We start from the raw sequence: 22846 nt of genomic DNA, 5'->3' as shown, positions 1-22846 counted from the left end.
CAATTTCACGTCGGCGTAACTCGTCAGCATCCCGCGGTCAGTCCCCTCTCCCTCCGGGAGAGGGCTAGGGTGAGGGCAGCAGTGGAACTGACCCACTCAAGCAGCAGCCCAAGCCTGCAAACTCAAATGCGCCTTCTCCCCCGGCGCCAGATGCAAGCTGTCGGTGCCCCCCGCCGCTGCTTCAACACAGACAAATTCCGAGATCTCATCCCAGGTCACGCCCAACAACGGCCGTGCGCCCGGATGCCAGACCACCGTGTCTGCGCTGTCACCGGTATCGATGCACAACTCGCGCTGCCAGGCGTGATCCTTGAGCTGCAATTCGCCGTCGTGCTGGAACACGCGCTGACAGCCGCCATCGACCCGTAATTCGCCTTCCTGCTGACAAATCTCACGGTTCAACTGATCGTAACCCTGCGCCCCTTCGAGCCCAGACAGCGCTATCTCACTCACATCTCCAATACGCCAGTAAGCGTGCAAAGCCTGGCTCAACTGGCACGGCATGTCGTCCTGATGCTCGGTGCTCAGGCGCAATTCCATGCGTTCACCCAGGTGCGCGTGCAGGTCCACCTGCCAGTCGCACAGCTGCAATTGCCAATGCAGGCGCACGCCGTCATCGCTGGTGCTGCTGTCGAGCAGTTTCCAGTCCAATAGTCGCGCCCAGCCGTGGGACGGCCACGCGTTTTCGCTCGGATGACGGCCATACCACGGCCAGCAAACCGGCACACCGCCACGGATCGCGCCGACATGCGGCCACTTTGCCGCGCACCACAGCCACGGTTTTTGCCCGCGCGGTTGAAAATGCAGCAACTGCGCGCCCTGACGACTGAACACCGCCTGACACAGCGGATGGTCGATCACCAGCACATCGCGCATCTGATAGCGCTCCCAGGCGAACACCGGTCGTTCGCGCAAGGATTTGAAGAAGCGTTGCAGCGGATGCTCATGCATGGGCCACGGTTCCAGATTCAACTTTCATGGGCTGCGACGCCCCTTTGCAAAAAAAAGCGGACAGCCTGGGCTGTCCGCAAATATGCGCACATAGAGAGGAGCTTATCGCAGACGCGTTAGAACGTAGACTGAATTTTCAGGCCAGCGACCAATGCGTTGTCCACTTGATCCACGCCACCCGGGTGAGTGATGTATTGCAGGTTAGGACGCACGGTCAGCCAGTTGGTGACGTGGAAGCCGTAGTTGATCTCGTAGTTGTATTCGGTCTCGCGAATCGGCGAGAACACCGGATTGTCGTAGTCCGAAACACCGTTGGAAGCGTTCAGCAGCTCGGCGTTTTTCTTCACGTCGTCGTTGACATGGATACGCGCGGCACCGATACCGACGTCATCCTTCGGACGTGCATCGAACGGGCCCTTGTAGACAAACATCACCGACTGATAGTTGTCGATGAAGTTGGTGTCCTTGTCGTGGAACGTGGCGTTGGCCGCGATGTTCAGACCACGAGAAGCGTCGCCGTTGTGGCTGGTGAGTTGCTGTTGCGCAACGAACCAGTAGCCGTGTTTGCTGCTGTGGGTGCGGTAGGCGTTACCGGTGGTTGCTGCGTCGTTGCCGTTGATGTCTTCACGGACGTCATTGGCATCAGCCGTGCTCTTGTAGTAACCAACGCGGTATTCGCCCGGCAGGCTGTTGACCTTCGGCGACCAGACCAGCTCGACCGGCAACACGGTACCGGCGGTGCCGCTGCCGCTGAGCTTGAAGCCGTTGCCGTGTTCCAGCTGCGACGGGTTCTGGTTGTACGCGCCGATCTGCGCGTAGAGCTCGTCGTTGATGTTGTACTTCACGCGGATCGCGGCCTGGCTGACGGGCCAGTTGTACCAGATGTTGGTCGCCCAGTTACCCACCTGCGAGCCGCAGAACGCCAGGTTCTGGAATTCGCACGGGAAGGTGTTGAAGTCTTCGCCTTCACCGAAGTAACCGGCCTTGACGTCGAGTTTGTTGTCGAAGAACTGGTGCTGAATCCACAGTTGGGTCAGACGCACCATGTGGCCACGACCGTAGACTTCCTGCGAGGAAGACAGGGTGCCGGCACGCGGATCGCCAACGCGGTCGTTGGAAATGTTCTGACCGTTACGGTTGGTCAGCTGGATCTTGGCCTGAGTGTTGTCCCAGCCCCAGAGTTTTTGCAGGTCCAGTGCCACGCCCAGACCGAACTGGTCGCTGTAGCGGCCGGTCTTGTCGTCGTTGTAGCCGCCATGCAGGTTGGCGCCCATTTCCCCAACGTAGTCGGCCTTGATGTCGATGCCTTGCTCGATCAGCTTGGTCCGCTCACCACCCCAGTCGCCCGTCATCCACTTGGAATCGGAGCTGAATGCATCGGCGGCCATGGCATTGCCGGCCAGAACCAATGCGGCCGCAGCTGACATTTGGCAGATCAACCGGGCATTGACGTGTTTCTTTTTCATCCCTACATCCTCGTCTTTATTGTTATTAACTGTTTTTTTCCAACGCGGTTTACATCCCCTGCAGAAATGAGCCTGTTGCAGGCTCACTCCCACATTGATTTCTTACCGACCTTTGAACTGAGCAACGTTGGCGCTGTGCGCTTCAGACTTCGGCAGACCGGCAACCCCCAGGCGCTCGCCGCTCTTGGCATCGAACAGCAGCACTTTCGACGGATCGAATTGCAGGGTCAGGGTCTCGCCCACCTGCGGCGCCACGTCCGGGGCCAGACGGCAGCAGACCTTGGTGTCGTTGAGGTTGACGAACACCAGGGTGTCCGGACCGGTCGGCTCGGTGACTTGCACTTCAGCCTTGATGCTCGGCAGGCCGTTGCCCTCGCCGTTCGCCAGAACAATCTGCTCCGGACGCAGGCCGAGGATCACTTCGCGGTCTTCGAGACCGGCGTCCTGCATCGCCATCGGCAGCTCGCAACGGGCCTGGCCGCTGTCGAGCAGCGCCACCAGACGACCATCCTTGCGCTGCAGGCGCAGCGGGATGAAGTTCATCGGCGGCGAACCGATGAAGCTCGCCACGAACAGGTTGGCCGGGTCGTTGTAGATCTCTTTCGGCGTACCGAACTGCTGGATGATCCCGTCCTTCATCACCGCCACCTTGTCGCCCAGGGTCATCGCTTCGATCTGGTCGTGGGTCACGTAGACCGTGGTGGTTTTCAGGCGCTGGTGCATCAGTTTCATTTCGGTGCGCATCTCGACGCGCAGCTTGGCGTCGAGGTTGGACAGCGGTTCGTCGAACAGATAGATCTTCGGTCGGCGCGCCAGTGCACGGCCCATCGCCACGCGCTGTTGCTGGCCGCCGGAGAGCTGGCCCGGCTTGCGATTGAGCAGGTGCTCGATCTGCAGCAGCTTGGCCACGCGGGCGACTTCTTCGTCGATGGCCGACTGGCTCATCTTGCGGATCTTCAGACCGAACTCGATGTTCTCGCGCACGCTCATGGTCGGGTACAGCGCGTAGGACTGGAACACCATGGCGATGTCGCGATCTTTCGGGCTCATGCCGCTGACGTCCTGGTCACCGATCATGATCGCGCCGCCGGTGATGGTTTCCAGGCCGGCGATGCAGTTCATCAGGGTCGACTTGCCGCAGCCCGAAGGCCCGACAAGGATCAGGAACTCACCGTCCTTGATCGACAGTTCGATGTTCTTCAGGGTGTCCGGCAGGCCGGCACCGTAAGTCTTGTTTACATTGCGAAGTTCGAGCGTAGCCATGATTACCCCTTGACTGCGCCGGCCGTCAGCCCGCGCACGAAATACTTGCCTGCGACCACATAGACCAGCAGGGTCGGCAGCCCGGCGATCATCGCCGCCGCCATGTCCACGTTGTATTCCTTGGCCCCGGTGCTGGTGTTGACCAGGTTGTTCAGCGCCACCGTGATCGGTTGCGAATCACCGCTGGAGAACACCACGCCGAACAGGAAGTCGTTCCAGATCTGCGTGAACTGCCAGATCAGGCAGACCATGATGATCGGCGTCGACATCGGCAGGATGATCATGCGGAAGATGGTGAAGAACCCTGCACCGTCCAGGCGTGCCGCCTTGATCAGCGCATCCGGAATGCTCACGTAGTAGTTACGGAAAAACAGCGTGGTGAACGCCAGACCGTAGACCACATGGATGAACACAAGGCCCGTGGTGGTACTCGCCAGGCCCATCTTGCCGAGAGTGAACGACGCCGGCAGCAGCACGGTCTGGAACGGCAGGAAGCAGCCGAACAACAGCAGACCGAAGAACAGCTGCGAACCGCGGAAGCGCCAGAACGACAGCACGTAGCCGTTCAACGCACCGATGGCGGTGGAGATGATCACGGCCGGAACGGTGATCTTGATCGAGTTCCAGAAGTAACCGTCAACAGTCGCCCAGGCTTTCACCCAGCCGATGCCGCTGACCACGGTCGGCCAGCTCAGCAGGTTGCCGGTGGAGATGTCTTCCGGGGTCTTGAAGCTGGTCAACAGCATGACCACCAGCGGTACCAGATACAGCAGGACCGCGAGGATCAGCACCGCGTAGATCGCGATGCGGCTCAGGCTGATGGAAGGTTTGGCAGCGAGACTAGTCATGACGCTTGGTCCTCAGCTCGGAGTACAGGTAAGGCACGATGATCGCGAGGATCGCACCGAGCATCAGAATCGCACTGGCCGAGCCCATGCCCATCTGCCCACGACTGAACGTGAACGAATACATGAACATCGCCGGCAGGTCGGAGGAATAACCCGGGCCGCCGGCCGTCATGGCCGCCACCAGGTCGAAGCTCTTGATCGCAATGTGCGCCAGGATCATCACCGCACTGAAGAACACCGGACGCAGGCTTGGCAGCACCACTTTCCAGTAGATGCGCGGCATGCTCGCGCCGTCGATCTGGGCGGCACGGATGATCGACTGATCAACGCCACGCAAACCGGCGAGGAACATCGCCATGATGAAGCCCGAAGCTTGCCAGACCGCCGCGATCACCAGGCAATACACCACGCGATCCGGGTCGATCAGCCAGTCGAGACGGAAGCCTTCCCAGCCCCAGTCCCGCAGCAATTTGTCCAGGCCCATGCCCGGGTTGAGCAGCCATTTCCACGCGGTACCGGTGACGATCATCGAGAGCGCCATCGGGTACAGGTAAATGGTGCGGATGAAGCCTTCACGACGGATTTTCTGGTCGAGGAAAATCGCCAGTGTCACGCCGATCACTAGGGTGATGCCGATGAACATGCCGCCGAACACGGCCAGGTTCTTGCTCGCCACCCACCAGCGATCGTTGTCGAACAGCCGCGCGTATTGCGCCAGCCCTGCCCACTTGTAGTTCGGCAGGAAGGTCGACGTGGTGAACGACAGGACAAACGTCCAGAGGATATAGCCATAGAAGCCCACCAGAACGATGAACATGCTCGGCGCCAGCACCAGTTTCGGTAGCCAGCGCTGCAATGCGTCGAACGGCGAGGCCTTGCTGAACACAGCAACAGAACTCATGGGAAGATCCAGTAAAGAAGATGAGGGACCGCTGCAAGCTGCCAGCCTCAAGCCGATGCGCGACTTGAAGCTGGCGGCTGCTCTACGCTGGTGTTACTTGGCAGCCTTGATGGCGGTGCCGAGTTTCTTCGCAGCGTCGGCCGGGTCGGCTTTCGGGTCGTTGATGTAGTTGGTCACGACATCAAAGAACGCACCCTGTACGGCCAGCGTGGTCGCCATGTTGTGCGCCATGCTCGGCTGCAGGCCACCGTTCTTGGCGTCTGCCAGGAAGTCCTTGGCAGCGGTCTGGGCGCAGGAGTCGAAACCGTACTTGCCCATGTCGGCGAGCATGTCGTTGCGCACCGGGATCGAGCCCTTGTTGATGCTGAAGACTTTCTGGAAGTTTTCACCCAGCACGACTTTGGCGATGTCCTGCTGACCGGCCGCGGTGCCCGCGTCCTTCTGCTTGAACACGGCCAGGGAATCGATGTTGTAGGTGAACGCCTTGTCGGTGCCCGGGAAGGCTACGCACTCGTAATCCTTGCCGGCGACTTTCTTGGCGGCGGTCCATTCGGACTTGGCCCAGTCACCCATGATCTGCATGCCGGCCTTGCCGTTGATGACCTTGGCCGCTTCCAGGTTCCAGTCCTGGCCTTTGCCGTCCTGGTCCATGTAGGTCGCAACTTTCTTCAGCTCGGTCAGGGCCTTGACCATTTCCGGACCGGTCAGGGCTGCGTTGTCCAGGTCGACCAGGGCTTTCTTGTAACCATCAACGCCCATCACCGACAGCACGACCGCTTCGAACACGGTGCTGTCCTGCCAAGGCTGGCCACCGTGGGCCAGCGGGATGAAACCCGCAGCCTTGAGCTTGTCACCGGCAGCGTAGAATTCTGCGAGGGTGGTCGGGGCTTTTTCGATACCGGCTTTCTTGAAGACTTCCGGGTTGATCCACAGCCAGTTCACACGGTGAATGTTCACCGGCACGGCCACGTAATCACCTTCGAACTTCACGGTGTCGGAGACTTTCTTGTCGAGCAGGCTGTCCCACTTCTCGGACTTGGAAACATCCTTCAGCACGTCAGTGCTGAGCAGACCGGTCGACGCCCATTCCTGGATGTCCGGGCCTTTGATCTGGGCAACGCCCGGCGGGTTGCCGGCGACGGCACGGCTTTTCAGCACGGTCATGGCAGTCGCACCGCCACCACCGGCGACAGCGCCGTCTTTCCAGGTGAAACCGTCTTTTTCCACTTGTGCCTTGAGCACATCGACGGCGGCTTTTTCGCCACCGGACGTCCACCAATGCACGACTTCCACCGAACCTTTGGATTCGGCAGCGGAAACACTCAGGGGCAGCACAGCGAGCGGGAACAGGGAGGCGACAGAAATGACAGTAGCGAGGCGAGAAATCGCATTCATCTGAGATGTACCTTTCTTGTTGTTATGCATGCAAGTCTGGTGCTTGCGCTGCACACGAGTTTAAACAGAGCGCTTCCCTTCGCAGGTAACGAAGGGACGCGCAAATGTCACCGCATGGTTACACAGGAACGGGCCGGGACAACTGTGCCAGCGCAGTCGCCATGCTCGGCGCCAGCGGCAGACGCGGGATCAGTACGGCTTGCCAGGCGTGATACAGATCCGGTTTGCCCGCCCAGATATCGGCACTTGGACGGTTTTGCGGATCGAGTTCGTGATGCCAGCTGCCGTCGCAACGGTCGATGAAATTCGCTTCGCAAAATTCCCAGAACAGTCGGTACCAGGTTTCGTACTGCGCATCGCCGGTACGTTTGAGCAAGGCGCTGGCAGCGGCGCTGGCCTCGGCGTGGGTCCAGTGCAGGCGATGGCGCACCACCGCTTTGTTGTCCCAGTCGAGGGTGTAGACGATGCCCGGGGCGCCATCGACGTCCCAGCCATGACGGCAGTTGTTCTCGAACAGCTTTTGCGCATCGGTGGCCAGCCAGCCCGGCGTGAGCATCCCGGCCTGAACCCGCGCCGCTTCGAGGTGCAGCAACAGCCGCGCCCACTCGAAGCCGTGGCCCGGCGTGGTGCCGTACGGGCGGAAACCGTCGGCGGGATTGTCGTGGTTGTATTCGCGCAGCGGCTGCCAGTCGCGGTCGAAATGCTCGATCACCAGGTAATCGTTGGCGGCGGCGTGACCGTGAATCACCCGCTCGACGATGCGCTGCGCACGTACCAGCCAGCGCGGGTCTGCGGTGACATCGGCCAGCGCAAGGAACGCTTCGGTGGCGTGCATGTTGCTGTTGGCGCCGCGATAGGCTTCTTCCTCGCTCCAGTCACGGTTGAAGAACTCGCGCATGGCGCCCTCTTCTTCGCTCCAGAACCAGGTGTCGATGATGTCGATGGCGTCATCCAGCAACGCCTGTGCGCCAGGACGCTGGGCGACCACAGCGGAACTGGCCGCGAGGGCCACAAAAGCATGCAGATAGGCGTTCTTGCCGGTGTTGCCATCACGGTGTTCGGCAACCGCAAACCAGCCGCCATGCAGCGCATCGCGCAACGGGCCGCGCAACGCCTGGATGCCGTGATCGACCAGCTCGGCAAACCCCGGCAGGCCCTGAATATGGGCCATGGCGAAGCTGTGGGTCATGCGCGCGGTGTTCATGGTTTCGGCTTGCGCACCGGCCTGGAGCTGGCCGCGCTCATCGAGATTGCCGAAGCCTTCGGGCAGTCGTGAAGCCTTGGCGAACGCCAGCAGGCGCAGGCCTTCGTCGGCAAGCCATCGCTGGTGGGCAGGGGTGTTCAGCCAACTGCTGAAGCCCGGATTGAAGTGATCCATGGGTGGCCTTTTTTGTTGTTATGACTGCGGGGAGTCTAAACAACGGGCCGGGGTGGGCTTGTAACGAAGGGGGCGGGGTTTGTCACTGGATCGTGACAAAGAGCTCTCCCTCACCCCAGCCCTCTCCCCGAGGGAGAGGGAGCCGAATGGGGAATATTGAAGAATTTCACCGACCTGAACGATTTGCTTTGAATCCATAATCGACTCGGTTTTTCAGGTCGATGTAGAGCGCCGCACACCTCGGTCGGCTCCCTCTCCCTCCGGGAGAGGGCTGGGGTGAGGGAAACGCTTTTGACTCAATCCGCCGAACGCGGCAATTGCAGGGTCACGCGCAATCCACCCTCACGCAGGTTCTGCAACGTCACTTCACCGCCATGGCTATGAGCAATGTTGCGGGCAATCCCCAACCCCAGCCCATACCCCTGCTGCTGCCCCGCCAGCCGGAAATGCGGCTCGAACACCTGCTCCAGCCGCTGCTCCGGCACGCCCGGCCCTTCATCGTCGACATGCAGCACGAACGCACTCTCGTCGTCATCGATATGCAGATGCGCGTTCTGCCCGTACTTCAGCGCATTGTCGATCAAGTTGCCGATGCAGCGCTTAAGCGCCAACGGCTTGCCCGGATACGCCGCCAGCGCCCGCCCCTGCTGGGTGACGCGGCCATTGCCGTTGGGCGCCAGATACGGCTCCACCAGGCAGTCGAGCACATGGTTGAGATCCACCGGCTCGATGTTTTCGTGAATGTCGGTGTCTTTCACGCATTGCAGCGCGCCTTTGACCAGCAGCTCCAGTTCATCCAGGTCGCGGCCGAACTTGGTTTGCAGTTGTTCGTCTTCCAGCAGTTCGACCCGCAGACGCAGACGAGTGATCGGCGTGCGCAGGTCATGGGAAATCGCGCTGAACAATTGGCTACGCTCGGTCAGGTAACGGCTGATGCGCTCGCGCATGGTGTTGAACGCGCGGCCCACTTCCACCACTTCGCTGCCACCGCCCTCGGCCACCGGTTCGACGTCGGCGCCCAGCGACAAGTCCCGCGCGGCCCGCGCCAGACGCTTGAGCGGCCGGCTCTGCCAATGCACCAGCAGGCCGATGAACAACAGCAGAAAGCCGCTGGTGAACACGATAAACCACACCTGCTGGGTCGGCAGGCCTTGCTCTTCGAGACTGGTGTAGGGCTCGGGCAGCAGCGAGGCGATGTACAGCCATTCACCCGGCGCCAACTGGATCTGGGTCACCAGCACCGGCGGATTCACCGGTTCCAGGGTCAGCGCGTAATGCGCCCAGGAGCGCGGCAACTCATCGAGTTTCAACCCGGCATTGAAGATCCGCAGGTCATCGGGGCTGACGAAGGTCACCAGAATATCGGTGTCCTGGCCCAACGACTGACGCAGCACCTCATCCACCGCCTGAAGCACCGCTGCCTTGCGCGGCGTCACCGGCAACACGTCCATGCCCAGCGGTTTGTCATTCAGCGTCACCACAAAACGCGTGCCGCCCATGCTGCGCAACTGATCGAGCACCAGCGGCCGATAGGCCACCGGCAACGAGCGGAAATAGCTGACGCTGGCGGTCATCGAATGGGCGAGGCTGCGGGCACTGGTGACCAGGCCTTCGAGCTGTGTCGCGCGCAATTGGGACACCCAGATCACACTGGACAAGGTCTGGGCAAACAACACCGCCAACAACGTCAGCAGCAGCATCCGCCCAAGCAGCGAACGGGGCATCGGCACTTTGCGTGCGGTGTTGCGCAGGAACTCAGTGACCATTGCCGGCAACCACGTTGGCTGCCAGTTGGTAGCCGCTGCCACGCACGGTGCGGATCAGCCGTGGCGGTTTTTCGGTGTCGCGCAGACGCTGACGCAAGCGGCTGACGGCCATGTCGACGATGCGATCAAGCGGCATCAGGTCGCGGCCACGGGTGGCGTTGCCGATGGTGTCGCGATCGAGGATTTCCTGGGGGTGATCGAGGAACAGTTTCAACAGGGCGAAGTCGGCACCGGACAGAATCACTTCCTCGCCGTCGGTGTGAAACAGCCGATGGCTGACCATGTCCAACCGCCACTCGTCGAACGCCAGCACTTCACTGCCGCTGCGTTCCTGACCGAACTGGGCACGGCGCAACAGGGCTTTGATCCGGGCTTGCAGTTCGCGGGGGCTGAAGGGTTTGCCGAGGTAGTCGTCGGCGCCCAGTTCCAGACCGATCACCCGATCGGCCTCGTCGGAACTGGCAGTAAGCATGATGATCGGCACCTGAGCCTGACGCGGATGCTGGCGCACCCAGCGGCACAGGCTGAAGCCGTCTTCATCGGGCAGCATCACATCAAGAATCACCAGATCGCTCGGCGCCTCGTTCAGCGCCTGGCGGAAGCTGGCGCCGTCGGCCGTGGCCCGTACCTGAAAACCCGCGCGGGTCAGGTAGGTTTCCAGCAACTCGCGTATCTCCTGGTCGTCATCGACCAACAAAATCGACTTGTTGACTGAACTCACTTCGAAGGCATCCTTGTTGTTGGAATTGGGCGGATTATGCCTGATGTGCTGATGGTTCCCACGCTCGGCGTGGGAATGATCATTGACCGGATTGTTCGAGCGCGACTCCTGCACCGACGAGACCCGAGTACGGCGCCGTCACCAGCCACACCGGAATCCCCTTGAAGTAATCGCTCATGCAGCCCTTGTCGGCGAAGCTGCGGGCAAAACCGCTTTCGAGGAAGAAATCGGCAAAGCGCGGAATCACGCCGCCAACGATGTACACCCCGCCTCGGCCGCCGGTGGTCAGCACGTTGTTGCCGGCCACGCGACCGAGCCAGCAGCAGAACTGCTCCAGCACTTCCAGGGCAATCGGGTCGCCCGCAAGACCGGCGGCGGTGATCGCTTCCGGCGTGTCGAGTTTGGGTTCATGGCCATCCACCGCGCAGATCGCCCGGTACACCCGAGGCAAACCGCCGCCGCTCAACGCGGTTTCCGCACTGACGTGACCGATTTCGTTGTGGATGTGCTGCCAGAGCTGGGTTTCACGCGGGCTGCTCAGCGGCAGATCGACGTGGCCGCCCTCCCCCGGCAACGCGGCAAACCGGCCTTCGCCCAGATCGAGCAAGGTGCCGACGCCCAGGCCTGTGCCCGGGCCGATCACCACCGCCGGGCGCAATGGCTCCGGTTCACCTTCGCAGACCACGCGGAATTCGCCGGGCTGCAAACGGGTCATGCCCAGCGCCATCGCCGAGAAATCGTTGATCAGCAACAACTGCTCGACCTGCAACGCCTGACAGAACGCCTTGCGGCTCAGGCGCCAGTGGTTGTTGGTGAACTTGAATTCATCGCCGCTCACCGGCCCCGCCACCGACAGGCACACCGAACCGATGGCGCCCGGCGCCAGGCCGAGCCCGCTCAGGTAGAGGCTGATCGCCTCTTCCGGGCTGGCATGGTCGGCCGTGGCCAGCACCTGAACCGATTCGAGCTGCTGATCTTTCCACAACGCGAACCGCGCGTTGGTGCCTCCGATGTCACCGACCAAAGCCAGTTTCAATTAAGCGTCTCCAGGGCAGAAGTGAAGGCGCTGGCGCCCTGCTCTGCCGAGCTGAAGGCCAAACGCATGAAGCCAAACAGTTCGCGGCCGCTGCCGATGTTGTTGCCCAACAGGCCTTTGGCGGGTTCGCGCGCTGCAAATTCGGCGGCGTCCACCTTGAGTTCCAAGGTGCCTTTGACGCCATCGACGCGGATGATATCGCCCTCTTGCACGCGAGCCAAAGCGCCGCCGACATAAGCTTCGGGGCTGACGTGGATCGCCGCCGGGATTTTCCCCGACGCGCCGGACATGCGCCCGTCAGTCACCAGTGCAACCTTGAAGCCGCGATCCTGCAGCACGCCGAGGAACGGCGTCATCTTGTGCAGTTCCGGCATGCCGTTGGAACGCGGCCCCTGGAAGCGCATCACTGCGACGAAATCTTTTTCAAGCAAACCGGCCTTGAAGGCGTCCGCCAGATCCTGTTGATCCTGGAACACCATGGCCGGCGCTTCGACGATCTGGTTTTCCAGCGCCACGGCGGACACCTTCATCACGCCACGACCGAGGTTGCCTTCCATCACCCGCAAACCACCCTCTGCCGAGAACGCACGAGCCACCGGACGCAGGATGTTTTCGTCGAGGCTTTCGGTCGGGCCTTCGCGCCACACCAGTTTGCCGTTATCGAGGAACGGCTCCTTGGTGTACTGGCTCAAGCCGTGGCCGAGCACGGTGTTGACGTCTTCGTGCAGCAGGCCGGCTTCGAGCAGTTCGCGGATCAGGAACGACATGCCGCCCGCGGCCTGGAAGTGGTTGATGTCAGCCTTGCCGTTCGGATAGACGTGGCTCAGGGTCGGCACGACTTCGGAGAGGTCGGCCATGTCCTGCCAGGTCAGCTGGATGCCCGCCGCCATGGCGATGGCCGGCATGTGCAGGGTGTGGTTGGTCGAACCGCCGGTGGCGTGCAGCGCGACGATCGAGTTGACCAACGCCTTCTCGTCGACGATTTCGCCGATCGGCATGAAGTTGCCGTTCTGTTTGGTCAGGCGCGTGACCTGATGCGCGGCTTCGCGGGTCAGGGCATCACGCAGCGGCGTGTTCGGGTTGACGAAGGATGCGCCCGGCAAGTGCAGGCCCATGACTTCCATCAGCAACTGGTTGGTGTTGGCGGTGCCGTAGAACGTGCAGGTGCCCGGGCTGTGGTAGGACTTCATTTCCGATTCCAGCAGCTCTTCGCGGGTCGCCTTGCCTTCGGCGTACTTCTGCCGCACGTCGGCTTTTTCCTTGTTGGAAATCCCCGAGACCATCGGCCCGCCCGGTACGAAAATCGTCGGCAGGTGACCGAAACGCAGGGAGCCCATCATCAGGCCCGGCACGATCTTGTCGCAGATGCCGAGCATCAGTGCGCCGTCGAACATGTTGTGGGACAGCGCCACCGCCGTCGACATCGCGATCACTTCGCGACTCGGCAGGCTCAGCTCCATGCCCGGTTCGCCCTGGGTCACGCCGTCGCACATGGCAGGCGTGCCGCCGGCGAACTGGCCGACCGAGCCGATTTCGCGCAGGGCGTTCTTGATCTGTTCCGGGAAGACTTCGTACGGCTGGTGCGCCGAGAGCATGTCGTTATACGACGAAACAATGGCGATGTTCGCCGAGTTCATCATCCGCAGGCTGTGCTTGTCTTCGCTGCCGCATCCGGCCACGCCGTGGGCGAAGTTGGCGCATTGCAGCTTGCCGCGCATCGGCCCGTCAGTGGCAGCGCCGCGAATCAGCGCAAGGTAAGCCTGACGCGTGGCGCGGCTGCGGGCGATAAGCCGTTCGGTGACCTCAAGAACGCGGGGATGCATGTGTAGAACTCCAGGCTAACGGATGTGGCGACCTGATTGTCTATGCTGATCAAAAGCCCGTTCGCGTGGGATGACGAGCGGTTTTCTTGATCATTCGGACCAGTTGATTCAGGTCACTCGTTGTAGATAAAACAAAATATTGCCACTAAAAAGGCTTGTTTTCTATTTTTATGCGAATAATCTTGTAATTCCAACAACAAAACGACGGCGGCGCTGTTCAATGACTCTTCGAATCGCAATCAATGGTTTTGGCCGCATCGGCCGTAATGTCCTGCGCGCACTGTATACCCAAGGCTATCGTCAGGATTTGCAGATCGTCGCCATCAACGATCTGGGCGACAGCGCGATGAATGCGCACTTGCTCAAATACGATACCGTTCACGGCACGTTCGATGCTGAAGTTGCGCATGACAACGAGAGTCTGACCGTCAACGGTGACCGCATTTCGGTCAGCGCCATCCGCAACCCTGCCGAACTGCCGTGGGCTGCGGAAAAGATTGATGTGGTATTCGAATGCACCGGTCTGTTCACCGACCGGGCCAAAGCCGCCGCGCATATTACTGCCGGTGCGCGCAAAGTCATCATCTCGGCCCCGGCCAAAGGCGCCGATGCCACCGTTGTTTATGGTGTGAACCACGACATCCTGCGCCAGTCGCACCAGATCATTTCCAACGCATCGTGCACCACCAACTGCCTGGCCCCGGTGGCCCAGGTGCTGCACCGCGAACTGGGCATCGAAAGCGGTCTGATGACCACGATTCACGCCTACACCAACGACCAGAACCTCACCGACGTCTATCACACCGACCCGTACCGCGCCCGTTCCGCCACCCAGAACATGATCCCGAGCAAGACCGGTGCTGCCGAAGCTGTGGGCCTGGTGTTGCCGGAACTGGCAGGCAAGCTGACCGGCATGGCCGTGCGCGTGCCGGTGATCAATGTGTCGCTGGTTGACCTGACCGTACAATTGAAGCGCGAAGCCTCGGCCGATGAAGTGAACGCACTGATGAAAGCCGCGAGCCAGCATTCGAAAATCCTCGGCTACAACACCCTGCCGCTGGTATCGAGCGACTTCAACCACAACCCGCTGTCGTCGATCTTCGACGCCAACCACACCAAATCCAGCGGCAAACTGCTGAAAGTGCTGGCCTGGTACGACAACGAGTGGGGCTTCTCCAACCGCATGCTCGATAACTGCCTGGCGCTGTGCAACGCGGAATAAAACCGCTGCCGCCGATTTGAGAGCGGGTAATAGCTTTACCAACCTTTGACAAATCAACACTTGACCACTCGGGCGGATGATAAGCATTATCATTCGCTCGAAATGGATCAGGTCCTCCCGTGAGTCAGTCGCAGTTCAATCACGTTTTCCTCGCCCAGCGCACTTCACTGCTGCGAACGCTGGAACGAATGGTCAACAACCACAGCACCGCCGAAGACCTGTTGCAGGAAACCTACCTGCGCGTCACCCGGGCGCTGAGCGAACGGGCCATCGATCACCTTGAACCCTTTGTCTTCCAGACCGCGCGCAACCTGGCGCTGGACCATTTGCGTGCGCGCAAGATTCATTCACGCACCATGGTCGACGACGTACCGCAGGACGTGGTGCACAGCGTCGCCGCCCCCGCCAGCAGCGCCGAAGACGCCGCCCACGCCGAACAATTGCTGGAGCGCCTGAACGTGAGCCTCGGTGAACTCAGCCCCCGTCAGCAGCAAATCTTCATCCTCAGCCGCTTGCACGGGCACAGCTATCAGGAGATCGCCGAAGAACTCAGCGTGTCCCTCAGCACGGTGCAGAAAGAACTCAAACTGATCATGACCATTTGCATCGGTGTCGCCGAGCGCCTGAACGGCGACTGACCAGGCCTTGTCCGTATTCGACAGGATCGACTGCACTGATCATCGGGCTTTGTTACCCTTGCCCGACTTTTACGCTTCACTAAAAAAACAGCCGTGCACAGACACTGCCGAGGAAACACCGTGACGGACACCCACCGCCCTCCTTCGCCCGATAAGGCGCAGGACGCCGCCAACGCAATGGACCAGGCTCTGGACTGGCTCATCGTGCTCGGCAGTCCGGACGAGGAGCAGACCCGGCAGTTTCATGCCTGGCTGGCGGCCGATCCGTTGAACGGCCAGGCGTTCGCCAAGGCCCAGGCGATCTGGGACGGCCCGCAGATCGCCCAGTGCGCGCAGAACCTCGCGGCCAAACCGAAGAAAGTCACCGTCCTCACACGTCTGCGTCCGCACTGGAAACCGCTGGCCACCGCCGCCGTGCTGGTGCTCGGTCTGTTCAGTTTCAGCAACCTGCCGATGCGTTTGCAGGCCGATCACCTGACCGTGGTCGGCGAGCGTCAACGCCTGCAGCTTGAGGACGGTTCGAAAGTCCTGCTCAACACCAATTCCGCCTTCTCCAGCACGATCAACGATCGGCAGCGGGTGGCGCGCCTGTATCAAGGCGAAGCGTTTTTCGAGGTCCCGGCCAACCGTGGTCAGCCGCTGGAAATCGACGCGGGGCCGGTGAAGGCCAGCGTGCGCGACACCGCGTTCGCCGTGCGTTATCTGGACGGCGTGGCACAGGTGCGGGTGCAGCGCGGCGATGTCGATCTGCGTGCCACCCGTGACGATGCCCGGGTGCGGCTGTCCGCCGGGGAAAGCATCCGCATCGGCCCGAATGGTTTCGACCGCCCGGCCAAGGTCGATGCCGCCACCGATCTGGCGTGGGTGCAGGGTCGGCTGATCTTCGAGAACTGCCCGCTGAACCAGGTGCTGGCGGAACTGCGCCGCTACTACCCGGGCTTCATCATCAACACCAACGAGCAGTTGGCCGACGTCGCCGTCACCGGCAATTACCGTCTCGACCAACCGCTGGACGTAGTGCGTTCGCTCGCTCACATCACCTCGGCCAAGCTTCAGGAATTCCCGGCGCTGGTGATTTTGAACTAAATGAGAATTATTTTTACTCGATAGTCAAAGCTCGTTCGTCTCGTTATAGCCAATGCAATTGATTCGCATCTCGCGATACCAATCAGCACCTATAAAGATTCGTGCGACACGGAGCGCTATCGATGTCCTCACGCCTTACCCGCCAGACTTCTTCCCCTTCCCGCGTACTGTCGCTGCTGACCGCTGCCATCCTGATGGCCGGCACCGCGCCGCTGATGGCTGCCACCGAGCAACCGGCACGCAACATGGGCGATTACTCGTTCGCCATCGGCCAGCAACCGCTGGTGTCGGCGCTCAACGCGTTCACCGCCGTCACGGGCTGGCAGGTCGGCTTGCCGGCGGAACTGGGTCAAGGCGTGTCGTCGCCGGGCGTGCGCGGTTCGCTGCCACCGGAAAAAGCCCTGGAGCGCCTGTTGGTGGGGACCAACCTGAGCTTCCGCAAACTGAGCAACAACAACGTCGTGCTGGAAAAGCGCAACAACAGCGGCGCACTCAACCTCGATCAGGTGACCATCAGCGCCACCCGTCAGGAACAGTCGGTGAGCAGCGTGCCGGCCACCGTCACCGTGCAGACCCGTCAGGACCTGGACCGCAACAACGTCAACACCATCAAGGATCTGGTGCGCTACGAGCCGGGCGTCTCCGTCGGCGGCGCCGGCCAGCGCGGCGGGATCAGCGGTTACAACATTCGCGGCATCGACGGTGACCGCATCCTGACTCAGGTCGACGGTGTCGAAGTACCCGACGGCTTCTTCAACGGCCCGTACGCCAAGACCCAGCGCAACTACGTCGACCCGGAAATCGTCAAACGCGTCGAAATCCTCCGCGGCCCGGCTTCGGTGCTCTACGGCAGCAACGCCATCGGCGGCGCCGTCAGCTACTACACCCTCGACCCGGACGACATCATCAAGCCCGGCAAAGACGTCGGCGCCCGCCTGAAAACCGGCTACAGCTCCGCCGACGACAGCTGGCTGAAATCCGCCACCGTCGCCGGTCGCGCCGACCAGTTCGACGGCTTGCTGCACTACAGTCAGCGCGACGGTCATGAAACCGATTCCTACGGCAGCAACAACGGCACCGGTCTTGAGCGCACTGCCGCCAACCCGGAGGACGTGAAAGCCACCAACGTACTGGCCAAGATCGGCTGGAACTACAGCGAAGGTTCACGCCTGGGCCTGACCTACGAAAAGTACAAGGATGATCGCGACACCGATCAGAAAAGTGCCTACGGCGGCCCGTTCTTCAATGGTGCTCCGACGATCCCCAACAGCATGCTGCCCGGCGGCATGTACCAGTGGCGTACCGGCAACGACACCGTCACCCGCGAGCGTTTCGGCCTGGAGCACAGCTTCGCCCTCGACAGCCTGCTGGCCGATAACGTGAAGTGGAGCCTCAACCACCAGGTCGCCAAGACCGACCAGAGCACCGAAGAGTTCTACTACCCGATGACCCGTAAGGTGCTGCGTACCCGCGACACGATCTACGAGGAAAAACAATGGGTGTTCGATGCGCAACTGGACAAGGCATTCGCCATCGGTGACACCGATCACGTGCTGACCTACGGCACCACGATCAAACAGCAGAAAGTCACCGGTTCGCGCAGCGGCGACGGCAAGTGCCTGGCAGTCGGTCGCGGCTGCACCGCCATCGGCGCCACCAGTGCGGCCGACGTGCTGAAGAAGTCCAGCGACTTCCCGGATCCGACCATCAACACCTACAGCCTGTTCGCCCAGGATCAGATCAGCTGGAACAACTGGACCTTCCTGCCAGGCCTGCGCTACGACTACACCCAGCTCAAGCCGCACATCACCCAGGAATTCCTCAACACCGTGGCTGCCGACGGCAAAGGCACGGTCAGCGACGAGAACAAGACCTGGCATAAAGTCTCGCCGAAATTCGGCCTGACCTACGCCCTGACCGAAAACTACACCTGGTACGGTCAGTACGCCGAAGGCTTCCGCACCCCGACCGCGAAAGCGCTGTACGGCCGCTTCGAGAACAGCACCACCGGCTACAACGTGGCACCGAACCCGAACCTGGAACCGGAAAAAAGCAAAAGCTATGAAACCGGTCTGCGCGGCAACTTCGAGCAAGGCTCGTTCGACGTGGCGGTGTTCTATAACAAGTACCGCGACTTCATCAACGAAGACGCCGTCACCCCGGGCTACAGCGAGCTGACCTTCCAGTCCAGCAACATCAAGCACGCCACCATCAAGGGTGCCGAAGTCAAAGGTCGTCTGAACCTGGATTCCTTCGGCGCGCCGCAAGGCCTGTATACCCAGGGTTCGATCTCCTACGCCTACGGACGCAACAACGACAACGGCGAGCCGTTGAACAGCGTCAATCCGCTGACCGGCGTATTCGGTCTGGGTTATGACCAGGACAACTACGGCGGCCTGCTGAGCTGGACCGTGGTGAAGAAAAAGGATCGCGTCGACGACAGCAACTTCAAGTCGCCGGACGGTGTCAGCAGCCAGTTCAAGTCGCCGGGCTTCGGCATTCTCGATCTGGCCGGTTATTACAAGGTCACCGACGACGTCACCGTCAGCGGCGGCATCTACAACCTGACCGACAAGAAGTACTGGTTGTGGGATGACGTGCGCGGTTACGACAGCGTCGGCGAAGCTTCGGTGACACAACCGGCCAACCTTGATCGCCTGACCCAGCCGGGTCGCAACTTCGCGATCAACCTGGTCTGGGATATCTGATCCGGCCAATCTCACGGCGCGTGTGCATTGCCGCGCCGTGAGGTTTTTTTACTGTCCGGCGCTTGCCCGTACGTCTCGTTATCAAGCGCCTCTTCTTTTCAAGGACATCTCATGAGCACCCCGGAAAAAGCCCTGCGTTCGCAACGCCTGAACCAGATCACCCACGAGCCGCACAGCAAGCTCGATGCGCTGGTCAAGGCGCACGCGCCGTTCGAGACCCGTGCCAATTTCGCCCGCTTCGTGGTTGCGCAGTACCTGTTCCAGTCGGAACTGGTCTCGCTGTACAACGATGCCGAACTGACCGCCATCGTCCCTGACCTGCCGGCCCGCTGCCGCGCCGAAGCGGCCAAGGCCGACCTCGCCGATCTCGACACCGAAGTGCCTGCCCCGGTGGCCGGCGCGGTGAAGAACCCGAGCAAGGCCCGCGCCCTGGGCTGGATCTTCGTGTCCGAAGGTTCCAAGCTCGGCGCTGCGTTCCTGATCAAACGCGCCGTTGCGCTGGAGCTGAGCGAAACCTTCGGCGCCCGTCACCTGGGCGAGCCTGAAGGCGGTCGCGCCGAAGGCTGGAAGAGCTTCGTGCGCACCCTCGACGCGCTGCAATTCAGTGCCGAAGAAGAAGCCGAAGTGGAGCAAGGCGCGATCGACGCGTTCAACCGCTTCACCGTGCTGCTGGAACAGGCTTACGCCACAGAAGCCGAGCTGGCCTGATCCCAAGCCCGACACAAAACCCTGGGGGAGCTGGCCAACCAGCTTCCACATGGGAATGGCGCCAGCCTGTAGAATCCCCGTTTCGCCTCACGCACCTCGAGCCCATGCCCCAACCCGCCTCCTCCCGACTCGCCCGCCTGCTGTTCGGCCTGCTCGCCTATGTCAGCCTCGGCATCGGTCTGATCGCCATCGTCGTGCCCGGCCTGCCGACCACCGAGTTCATCTTGCTCGCCGCCTGGGCTGCCACCCGCAGTTCGCCGCGCCTGAGCGCCTGGCTGGAAAACCATCGGCTGTTCGGCCCGATCCTGAGCAACTGGCGCAACGGCAAGATCATCGCCCGCAAGGCCAAGGTCAGCGCCACCGTCAGCATGCTGTTGTGCGCGACCCTGATGTTGGTGATGCTCGATCACGGCTGGCCGGTGTATCTGGCGATTGCCGGCATGACCATGGGCAATCTGTGGATCTGGTCTCGACCGGAAGCGTTGCCGAAGATTTCCTGATTTTTCCCTTCTTTTCAGGGCATTTGCCCGCGCAAACGTTTAGCCGTGACCGTTCGTCGGCTTGCACCTCATGCACCCTCGCCCCGCGCCGATGAGCATTGAATGGCGCTGAATGGATTTGGCGAACCGGGCAACTCCGTGCCCCGTAGCCAACCGTTCATTCATTCGCGAGAACATCCCATGTTCGACTCTCTGTCCATTCGCCTGAAAATCGTCCTGCTGTCCGGCCTGTGCCTGCTCGGCGTGGTTGCGCTGATCGTCGGCATCAACCTCTACCAGACCAACCAGAACGACGAACTGGTCAGCGAGTCGAGCAGCAAGATGCTCACCGCCAGCGTGCAGAACCTGTTGCAGGCCAAGGCTGCCGAACAGGCAGTACAAGTGCAGAAAACCTTCGGTGAGAGTCTGCTGGTGATTACAGCACTGGCCGACCAGATCAAGGACATGCGCGTCATGGCTGCCAAGCGTTCGCTGGACGCCGGGGCGTTGCGCGAAGAGTTGAACCTGAGCCTGAAAACCGCGTTCGAGCGCAACAGCAAGGTGCTCGGCATCTGGCTGGCCTTCGAACCCAACGGCCTGGACGGCAAGGACAGCGAGTTCGTCAACGACGCGGCGCGCCAGTCCAACGAAGCCGGGCGCTTCGCCACCTACTGGAGCCGTGCCGCCGGTTCTGCGCTGAACACGATCATGGTCGAAGAAGACATGACCAAGACCACCCTCAGCGTCAGCGGCACGCCCTACAACAGTTGGTACACCTGCCCTCGCGACAATAAGCGCACCTGCCTGCTCGACCCGTACGCCGACACCGTGGGCGGCAAGGAAATGCTCATGACCACCATTTCAGTGCCGCTGCTGGTGGACGGCAAGGCCATTGGCGTGGTCGGCATCGACATCGCCCTCGACGCCCTGCAAGCAGCGTCCGTGGGTTCCCAGCGCGAACTGTTCAACGGTGCCGGGCACATGCTGATCGTCTCCGGCAGCGGCGTGCTCGGCGCCTACAGCACCGACGCCACCAAGGTCGGCAAAGGCATCGCCGAAACCCTTGGCGCCGAAGGCAAGGACATCCTGCAACTGCTGAGCGCCGGCACACCGAAGATTCTCGAACAGGGCGACCTGATCCGCGCCGTGTACCCGGTCGATCCGATCGGCAATTCCCGGGCCTGGGGCGTGGTCATCGACCTGCCGAAACAAGTGCTCCTGGCCGACTCGGTCAAGCTGCAAGCGGTGCTCGACGACGCTCAGCAAACCGGCATGATTACCGCGCTGTCGGTGGCCGTGATCGCAGGTCTGATCGGTCTGCTGCTGATCTGGCTCACCGCCTCCGGTGTGACCCGTCCGATCAACAGCGTCGCCGAAATGCTGAAGAACATCGCCAGCGGTGAAGGCGACCTGACCCAGCGTTTGAACTACACCAAGAAAGATGAACTGGGCGAACTGGTGAACTGGTTCAACCGCTTCCTCGACAAGCTGCAACCGACCATCGCCCAGATCAAACAGAGCATCACCGAAGCCCGTGGCACCGCCGATCAATCGTCGGAAATCGCCCGCCAGACCAGCGAAGGCATGCAGGTGCAGTTCCGCGAGATCGATCAGGTGGCCACCGCCTCCAACGAAATGAGCGCCACCGCCCATGACGTGGCCAACAGCGCCTCGAACGCTGCCAATGCCGCCAAGGGCGCCGATCAGTCGGCCAAGGACGGGATGTCGATCATCGAACGCAGCACCCGCGACATCAATCAACTGGCCGACGAAGTCAGTAAAGCAGTGACCGAAGTCGAGGAGCTGGCGGTCAACAGTGAGCAGATCGGCTCTGTGCTGGAAGTGATCCGCAGCATCGCCGAACAGACCAACCTGCTGGCGCTGAACGCTGCGATCGAAGCGGCCCGTGCCGGTGAAAGCGGCCGTGGATTCGCGGTGGTTGCCGACGAAGTGCGCAACCTGGCCAAGCGCACTCAGGACTCGGTGGAAGAAATCCGCGTGGTGATCGAACGCATCCAGACCGGCACCCGTGGCGTGGTCGCGACCATGCATTCGAGCCAGACCCAGGCCCACAACAACGCCGGGCAGATCCGCCAGGCCGTGGACGCCCTCGGCAAGATCAGCGATGCGGTGACCGTGATCAGCGACATGAACCTGCAAATCGCCAGCGCCGCCGAACAGCAAAGCGCCGTGGCCGAAGAGGTCAACCGCAACGTGTCGGCGATCCGCACTGTCACCGAGACCCTGACCGAACAGGCCACCGAATCGGCGGCGATCAGCAGCCAGTTGAATGCCCTGGCCAGTCAGCAGATGAAATTGATGGATCAGTTCCGCGTCTGACCTCCCTTCCCTGATCGTTCCCACGCTCCGCGTGGGAATGCAGCCCAGGACGCTCCGCGTCCCGCTCCTGAATTGGAACGCAGAGCATGGGAACGATCTCGTCATCTGTTCTATGAT

General features: G+C 61.4%; 18 protein-coding genes and 1 pseudogene. 8 read left to right on the top strand and 11 right to left on the bottom strand.

The window, feature by feature from the left end:
* Positions 1-96: 96 nt before the first annotated feature.
* The 11 genes from AC07N4_RS23030 to edd all read right to left on the bottom strand — a co-directional run bounded on the left by AC07N4_RS23030 (position 97) and on the right by edd (position 13548).
* Positions 97-951, bottom strand: a complete 855-nt coding sequence (locus AC07N4_RS23030; protein WP_102621293.1) for a D-hexose-6-phosphate mutarotase — start codon at positions 949-951, stop codon at positions 97-99.
* Positions 952-1067: 116 nt separating this feature from the next.
* Positions 1068-2417 (bottom strand): carbohydrate porin, encoded by a 1350-nt coding sequence (locus AC07N4_RS23025; RefSeq protein WP_102621292.1) that lies wholly within the window; start codon positions 2415-2417, stop codon positions 1068-1070.
* Between the two features lie 102 nt (positions 2418-2519).
* Positions 2520-3680, bottom strand: coding sequence for an ABC transporter ATP-binding protein (locus AC07N4_RS23020; RefSeq protein ID WP_102621291.1), 1161 nt, complete (start codon positions 3678-3680; stop codon positions 2520-2522).
* Positions 3681-3682: 2 nt separating this feature from the next.
* Entirely contained in the window at positions 3683-4528 is an 846-nt protein-coding gene (locus tag AC07N4_RS23015) for a carbohydrate ABC transporter permease (protein WP_096818250.1), read from the bottom strand.
* A complete protein-coding gene (locus tag AC07N4_RS23010; protein ID WP_085697145.1) occupies positions 4521-5429 on the bottom strand; it encodes a carbohydrate ABC transporter permease in 909 nt (302 codons plus the stop codon). The genes AC07N4_RS23015 and AC07N4_RS23010 overlap by 8 nt, the downstream gene beginning before the upstream one ends.
* Positions 5430-5522: 93 nt before the next feature.
* A complete protein-coding gene (locus tag AC07N4_RS23005) occupies positions 5523-6824 on the bottom strand; it encodes an ABC transporter substrate-binding protein (protein ID WP_102621290.1) in 1302 nt (433 codons plus the stop codon).
* A 118-nt stretch (positions 6825-6942) separates the two neighbouring features.
* Positions 6943-8202, bottom strand: a complete 1260-nt coding sequence (locus AC07N4_RS23000) for a D-mannose isomerase (RefSeq protein WP_493065997.1) — start codon at positions 8200-8202, stop codon at positions 6943-6945.
* Between the two features lie 296 nt (positions 8203-8498).
* On the bottom strand, positions 8499-9926 hold the full coding sequence (locus AC07N4_RS22995; protein WP_173861378.1) for an ATP-binding protein: 1428 nt from the start codon (positions 9924-9926) through the stop codon (positions 8499-8501).
* A 31-nt stretch (positions 9927-9957) separates the two neighbouring features.
* Positions 9958-10689: a response regulator gene (locus AC07N4_RS22990; RefSeq protein WP_025112821.1), complete on the bottom strand. Its 732-nt coding sequence runs from the start codon at positions 10687-10689 to the stop codon at positions 9958-9960.
* Positions 10690-10768: 79 nt separating this feature from the next.
* Positions 10769-11725: a glucokinase gene (locus AC07N4_RS22985; RefSeq protein WP_493065998.1), complete on the bottom strand. Its 957-nt coding sequence runs from the start codon at positions 11723-11725 to the stop codon at positions 10769-10771.
* Positions 11722-13548: a phosphogluconate dehydratase gene (gene edd / locus AC07N4_RS22980; protein WP_102621287.1), complete on the bottom strand. Its 1827-nt coding sequence runs from the start codon at positions 13546-13548 to the stop codon at positions 11722-11724. The genes AC07N4_RS22985 and edd overlap by 4 nt, the downstream gene beginning before the upstream one ends.
* Positions 13549-13768: 220 nt before the next feature.
* Between edd and gap the strand changes: the two genes are divergently transcribed.
* From gap to AC07N4_RS22940, 8 genes and pseudogenes are all read left to right on the top strand, one after another.
* Positions 13769-14770, top strand: coding sequence for a type I glyceraldehyde-3-phosphate dehydrogenase (gene gap / locus AC07N4_RS22975; RefSeq protein ID WP_096818258.1), 1002 nt, complete (start codon positions 13769-13771; stop codon positions 14768-14770).
* A 119-nt stretch (positions 14771-14889) separates the two neighbouring features.
* Positions 14890-15408 carry an RNA polymerase sigma factor gene (locus AC07N4_RS22970; protein WP_085709647.1) on the top strand — a complete coding sequence of 173 codons (519 nt, stop codon included), beginning with the start codon at positions 14890-14892 and terminating at the stop codon, positions 15406-15408.
* A 120-nt stretch (positions 15409-15528) separates the two neighbouring features.
* On the top strand, positions 15529-16494 hold the full coding sequence (locus AC07N4_RS22965; protein WP_102621286.1) for a FecR family protein: 966 nt from the start codon (positions 15529-15531) through the stop codon (positions 16492-16494).
* 122 nt (positions 16495-16616) lie between these two features.
* The gene (locus AC07N4_RS22960) at positions 16617-19202 is read left to right on the top strand and encodes a TonB-dependent receptor (protein WP_102621285.1); all 2586 of its coding nucleotides are present in this window, start codon (positions 16617-16619) and stop codon (positions 19200-19202) included.
* Between the two features lie 111 nt (positions 19203-19313).
* Complete coding sequence (locus AC07N4_RS22955) at positions 19314-19910, top strand: biliverdin-producing heme oxygenase (protein ID WP_273538097.1); 597 nt, start codon at positions 19314-19316, stop codon at positions 19908-19910.
* Positions 19911-20014: 104 nt separating this feature from the next.
* On the top strand, positions 20015-20410 hold the full coding sequence (locus tag AC07N4_RS22950; RefSeq protein ID WP_096818265.1) for a YbaN family protein: 396 nt from the start codon (positions 20015-20017) through the stop codon (positions 20408-20410).
* Between the two features lie 102 nt (positions 20411-20512).
* A pseudogene (locus tag AC07N4_RS22945) lies at positions 20513-21871 on the top strand (methyl-accepting chemotaxis protein); the annotation flags it as partial.
* Between the two features lie 102 nt (positions 21872-21973).
* A complete protein-coding gene (locus tag AC07N4_RS22940) occupies positions 21974-22729 on the top strand; it encodes a methyl-accepting chemotaxis protein (protein WP_371320921.1) in 756 nt (251 codons plus the stop codon).
* The last annotated feature ends 117 nt before the right edge of the window (positions 22730-22846 follow it).

This window comes from Pseudomonas sp. GW821-FHT09E04 (assembly GCF_059416185.1).
Note: the sequence above shows the minus strand (reverse complement) of the source record. Positions and strands in the feature narration are given on the sequence as shown.